This is a genomic window from Rhodococcus chondri, assembly GCF_036327435.1.
Classification (GTDB): Bacteria; Actinomycetota; Actinomycetes; order Mycobacteriales; family Mycobacteriaceae; genus Rhodococcus; species Rhodococcus chondri.
In genome coordinates this window covers 1-5,417 of the sequence record NZ_JAUZMZ010000244.1, presented here as the reverse complement: position 1 = coordinate 5,417, position 5,417 = coordinate 1, and the positions used below count along the sequence as shown (strand labels likewise).

Here is a 5,417-nt window from a genome sequence, read left to right as displayed (position 1 = left end):
CCGGCCAGGTGTCACACCCGACCATTCCGAAGGCCGAACACCCGGTTGTCGGATCGACCTCAAACAGCCGAACCAATCTGGCGGTGCCGAGCCCGAATCGCTAATTCAGACCCACGCTCCTAGGACGATCCGCGCACGCCGGATCGGCACCGAGGGACTGCTGCTTCCGCTCGGCTACGGACAATGCTCTGTCGCCGAACGAGAGGCTCAGACCTCGACCGCGGTGCCGCAGATGCCGCACTCTTCCAGCTGCCGGCGGTTCCAGCGCGCGATCGGGACGAAGAACAATGTGAACTGCTTGAAGTCCCGCATCCGTGCCCACTGTGTCGTGTTGTGGCAGCGCGGACACGTTCGGGTCTGCCCTGGGCCGAGGTGTTGTCGCTTGGTGCCGAAGCCGAAGAGAAGGAACACCACGCCAGCATAGAGTGGTCAACGGTCAACGGTCAGCGGTTGGAATCGGGACCGATCGTGCATCCGGTTCGCGGATGTCTGTCGGCCGATCGGGGCAGGATGTGGGGCGCGACCCGTGGCCACGCCCGGTATTCGTCTCGCCAACGAGGTCCGACCGGCGCGCGGGCGACCTAGAGTGGGGGATCGCACCAGGGGAGAATCGGATCCAGGAGGACGCGTTGCCCAGTCTGCCCAGTCGTCTGCTTCCCGGGGTCATGCGCGCCATTCGCCGCAACCGAAAGTACGTGCACCCGACCGTAGCGGCCGAGCACATCGTGGCATCGAGCCTGCGGCCCCGCCCGTACGGCCCGCCACGACGCCTGCGGCGCGACGTGACGGTCACCGTCGAGCACAGCTACGGTTGGCCGATCTACACCCTCGCACCCACCGCCGCGGAACCGCAGGGCAGCGTCCTGTACGTGCACGGTGGGGGATGGGTCAACGAAATCGTTTCGCAGCATTGGCATCTCGCCGCCCAGATCGCCGCCGAAGCGAGCACCACCGTCACGGTGCCCATCTATCCACTGGTGCCGCGCGGGACCGCCGAACACGTCGTCTCCGGGGTCGCGGATCTGGTCAGGGCCGGCAACGACCGGTACGGCAGCACCTGCCTCGCGGGGGACTCCGCCGGCGGGCAGATCGCGCTGTCGGCGGCGATCGTGCTGCGCGACGAGCACCGCTTGACGGTGCCGAGAACCGTGCTCATCTCGCCCGCCCTCGATCTGTCCCTCACCAATCCGGAGATCGACCTGGTGCAGCCCACCGATCCCTGGCTCGGCCGGGAGGGCACCCGCGTGTTCATCGACCATTGGCGGGCCGACCTCGCCCTCGACGACCCACGGGTGAGCCCCCTCTTCGCCGACCTGCAGGGTCTCGGGCCGCTGACCCTCTTCGCCGGCACCCGCGACATCATCCATCCCGACACGCGGCTTCTCGTCGACAAGGCCACCGCCGCCGGTGTCGACGTCGACTACCACGAGGGGCCCGGCCTGCTGCACGTCTACCCGCTCACCCCGACCCCCGAGGGTCGTGCGGCGCGAACCGTCATCGTCGAGCAGTTGCGAGCCGCCCGTCCCGTCGACCCGGCCGCGCCCACCGAGCGCGGCGCGCAGCGATGACGTCGACAACGGTCTTGCGCCGACCTCGGGGAGAGCCTGAATTCGTGACCGGTACCGGTGCCGACCATGGCTGACAACGCGTTTCGTCCGGAGCGGGTGTACCGGCCGAGTCGTGGGCGGCACATCGAGAACGTCGTGATGAGCGCGCTCACGCGCGCGGGGGTGATACCGCATTCCTACCTGCTGACCACGCGCGGGCGGCGCACGGGCAAGATCCGCCGTAACCCCGTGGTGGTGATCGACCTGGACGAAAAACGTTGGCTGGTCGCACCGTACGGCCCGGTGGGATGGGTGCAAAACGCCCGGGCCGCAGGCAAGGTGACCCTCCACCGTCGCCGTGACACCCGCACATACGCGATCCGCGAAGTGCCTGCGGAAGAGGCCGGACCCGTACTGCAGCGCTACATCGCGCTGGCCGGTGCGACCCGCCGCTACTTCCAGGCCGACCGAAACGACCCGGTCGAGCGGTTCACCGCGGAAGCCGCCCACCATCCGGTCTTCGAACTGACACCTTCGCCTTAACCCCGAATTCCTCGGCACGAGAGGACCGGTGCCGCGATGGGATCACCCATCCAGGCGATCGGCGTCGAATCGGGTAGTGGACTACTCGTATCCATTCGGGCCCGGGTGCGCACCATGGTCCTTGGCGAGTCCATCCGAAACGCCGCACCGACAAGAGCCGAGGAACTGCCATGGTCACCGAATACGAGGTCGTCGCGGGCGACACGCTGTCGAAGCTGGCACAGGCGTTCTACGGCGACGCGACCCTGTTTCCGGTGATCGCGGTCGCCAACCACATTGCCGATCCCGACGTGATCACGGTCGGTCAGGAACTACTCGTTCCCTACATCACCCGGCGGTACACCGCCGCCCACGGCGACACGCTGTCGAAGCTGGCGCAGGTCTTCTACGGCGACGCGACCCTGTTTCCGGTGATCGCGGCCGCCAACCACATCGCCGATCCGAGCGTCATCGAGGCCGGCCGCTCGCTGTTGATTCCCGAACTCGGGAACGTCGGGCACCACACCGTGGTCGCGGGCGAGACACTGTCGGAACTGGCGCGCCGGTGGTACGGCGACGCGAGCCTCTGCCCGGTCATCTCGTACCCGAATCACATCACCGACCCCGACCACCTCGACGTGGGGCGGGTTCTGATCCGCCCCGGGCTCAACCGTCGACACACCGTCGCCCCCGGCGACACCCTGCGCGGCCTCGCGCAGCTGCACTACGGTAACGCCGACGCGTTCTCGATCATCGCGGCTGCCAACCACATCCCCGACCCGGACACGATCTCGGTCGGACAGGTGCTGCACTTTCCGGACCTGACCAACTTCTGACGACGGCCGCCGCGGCGGCACTGACACCGCTGGTCGACGCGTCGTACCCGCTGCACCGCCGCGCGGGCAGCGGCAGAATGGGTGTGTGGTCCGTGAGGAGCTGCTCTCCCGCGCCGACGCAGCCCTCGCGGAGGGCCGCTGGGGTGACGCGCGGTCCTCCTACGAGCAGGCGCTCGCGGACGAGGAGACGGGCGCGGCGTATTTCGGGTCGGCGATCGCGTTGTGGTGGCTCGGCAGCAACCGCGAGTCCGTGGACCGATGCACCCGCGCCTACACATTGTTCCGCCGGTCCGGAGCCGAGACCGCCGCGGCTCGATGTGCGGTGTGGCTGGCCATCACGTACAAGGCGAACTTCGCCAATTTCGCGGCGGCCAACGGCTGGATCGCCCGGGCCGAGCGGATGCTGGCGGGCCTCGACCCCGGATCGTTGCACGGATGGGTGTGGGTTGCCCGCGCCTACCGGCTTCCCGACCTGGATACCGCCGAAGCGCTGTCGTCGAAGGCGCTCGACGTGGCACGGTCGGCCGGCGACGCCGACCTCGAGCTCGTCGCACTGTCCCAGCTGGGCTTGGTGCTGGTCGGCAAAGGTGAGGCCGGACCCGGGTTCGCGTTGATCGACGAGGCCATGGCCGCCGCATTGGCCGGTGACCGTTCGACTCTCGACACGGTCGTCTACACGTGCTGCGACATGCTCAATGCCTGTGAACTGACCGACGACGTCGAGCGGGCCGCGCAGTGGTGCCGGGTCGCCGACGATTTCGTGCGCACCTACGGGTGCCCGTTTCTCTACGCCGAGTGCCGCATCCTCTACGGGAGCGTGCTCGCCGCCACCGGACGGTGGGACGACGCCGACCGCGAACTGTGTGCAGGTGTGCAGCTCACCGCTCACACATATCCGGCCCTGCACACCCGGGCGTCGACACGCCTGGCGGAGCTGCGTATTCGTCAAGGCCGTCTCGAGGAGGCCGGGCACCTACTGGACGACCTCGGCGTCGGGGTCGAGGCCCGGGGTGAACAGGCGCTGTCGCTCGCGGCGCTGCTGCTGGCCCGCGGCGATGCACACGGTGCGGGCCGCACTCTCGAACCGCAGCTGCGCCCCCTCGAACAGCACCGCACGCATCTGACCACCGCTCTCGACCTCCTCGTCGACGCGTACCTGACCGTCGGAGACCTCGGGAAGAGCGCTGCCGCGGCGCGTCGTCTGACCGAAATCGCCGCGCGCACCGACAACGACCGGTCGACCGCCGTCGCCGCCGGGGCCGCGGGGCGCGTCGCCGCGGCCCGCGGACATGGCGCCGCCGCGGCTGCCGACCTGGAAGCGGCCCTGCGCGCCTGGTCACGACTGGAATTGCCGTTCGAGTCGGCCCGCACCAGGGTCGAGCTCGGCCGCGTGCTCGCGGACCGTCGACCCGAGGTCGCCGTCGACCACCTGCGGCGCGCCCTCGCCACGTTCGAAACGCTCGGCGCCGCACGCGAAGCCGACCGTGCCGCGGCGGTCCTGCGATCGCTGGGGGTTCGCTGCCGGGCCAGGACCGGAAAGCCGGGGCTGCTCACGGTGCGGGAGAAGGAGGTGCTGCGACTGATCGGGGCGGGTTTGTCGAACCCGGAGATCGCCGCGCGCTTGTTCGTGAGCCGCAAGACGGCGTCCCATCACGTGAGCAGCATCCTGGCCAAGCTCGACCTGCGCAACCGCGCCGAGGCCGCCGCCTATGTGGCCACGGTGCTCGGCCCGCGTCGCGGAAGTGATCTGCTCTGACAAGTCGATCCGACCGGGACACCCGAGCGCGGCCACCGAAATGGGTCGGTTGCCCGATGCGCGCCGCGCCCCGCGACCGCAGGCTGGGGGCATGACCGCATCCGAATCGTTCCGGATTCCCCTCGACACTGCCGAGTCCTACGAATCGTCCTTCGTCCCCGCGTTTTTCGCCCAGTGGGCACCGATCCTCTGCGCCGCCGCCGGGATCGCGCCAGGGCAGAGGGTGCTCGATGTCGGCTGCGGGACCGGGATCGTCGCCCGCACCGCCGCAGAACTGGTCGCACCCGACGGCAGGATCGTCGGTGTGGACCTCAACGACGCGATGCTGACCGTGGCCCGCCGCGTCCGCCCGGACCTCGACTTCCGCCGGGGTAGCGCCGACGCGCTCCCGGTGCAGGACGAGTCGTTCGATGCGGTCCTCTGTCAGATGGCCTTGATGTTCTTCCCCGATCGGCACCGCGCGCTCCGCGAAATGGCGCGCGCCGTCGCTCCCGGTGGCACGGTCGCGGTCTCGGTTCCGGGCGCCCTCGCCACGCAACCGGCGTTCGCGCCGTTCGTCGAGATGGCCGCCCGTCACGCCGGTGACGAGGCCCTGTCGCTGCTGAGCACCTACTTCGTCTGCGGCGACCTCGACGAGCTCACACGCCTCGTCGAATCGGCGGGGCTGCAGATCGTCGCAGATTCACCGGGGAAGCCGACACCGAGCAGCTTGCGCACCGTGCTGCGTCCACCGTCGCAGCCGACCAGGTACCGCGA

Annotated in this window: 5 protein-coding genes and 2 pseudogenes; 5 read left to right on the top strand and 2 right to left on the bottom strand. The window is 69.3% G+C overall.

What is annotated here, in order from left to right:
* Positions 1 to 207 precede the first annotated feature (207 nt).
* A complete protein-coding gene (locus Q8814_RS24120) occupies positions 208 to 414 on the bottom strand; it encodes a zinc-ribbon domain-containing protein (RefSeq protein ID WP_330154501.1) in 207 nt (68 codons plus the stop codon).
* Between the two features lie 215 nt (positions 415 to 629).
* Between Q8814_RS24120 and Q8814_RS24115 the strand changes: the two genes are divergently transcribed.
* The 5 genes and pseudogenes from Q8814_RS24115 to Q8814_RS24095 form a co-directional block, all read left to right on the top strand.
* Complete coding sequence (locus tag Q8814_RS24115; RefSeq protein WP_330154500.1) at positions 630 to 1,568, top strand: alpha/beta hydrolase; 939 nt, start codon at positions 630 to 632, stop codon at positions 1,566 to 1,568.
* Positions 1,569 to 1,634: 66 nt separating this feature from the next.
* Positions 1,635 to 2,090, top strand: a complete 456-nt coding sequence (locus Q8814_RS24110; protein WP_330154499.1) for a nitroreductase family deazaflavin-dependent oxidoreductase — start codon at positions 1,635 to 1,637, stop codon at positions 2,088 to 2,090.
* Between the two features lie 170 nt (positions 2,091 to 2,260).
* Entirely contained in the window at positions 2,261 to 2,905 is a 645-nt protein-coding gene (locus Q8814_RS24105; protein WP_330154498.1) for a LysM peptidoglycan-binding domain-containing protein, read from the top strand.
* An 85-nt stretch (positions 2,906 to 2,990) separates the two neighbouring features.
* The gene (locus tag Q8814_RS24100; protein ID WP_330154497.1) at positions 2,991 to 4,661 is read left to right on the top strand and encodes a response regulator transcription factor; all 1,671 of its coding nucleotides are present in this window, start codon (positions 2,991 to 2,993) and stop codon (positions 4,659 to 4,661) included.
* Positions 4,615 to 5,280 (top strand): annotated as a pseudogene (locus Q8814_RS24095) (class I SAM-dependent methyltransferase); the annotation flags it as partial. The gene Q8814_RS24100 and the pseudogene Q8814_RS24095, both read left to right, overlap by 47 nt.
* A 50-nt stretch (positions 5,281 to 5,330) precedes the next feature.
* On the opposite strand, the pseudogene Q8814_RS24090 reads toward Q8814_RS24095, so the two are convergent.
* A pseudogene (locus Q8814_RS24090) lies at positions 5,331 to 5,417 on the bottom strand (FAD-dependent monooxygenase); the annotation flags it as partial.

Excerpts from the sequence above, each read along its gene's own strand:
- Q8814_RS24110 (WP_330154499.1), top strand. The coding sequence starts at position 1,635 with ATGGCTGACAACGCGTTTCGTCCGGAGCGGGTGTACCGGCCGAGTCGT.
- Q8814_RS24105 (WP_330154498.1), top strand. The coding sequence starts at position 2,261 with ATGGTCACCGAATACGAGGTCGTCGCGGGCGACACGCTGTCGAAGCTG.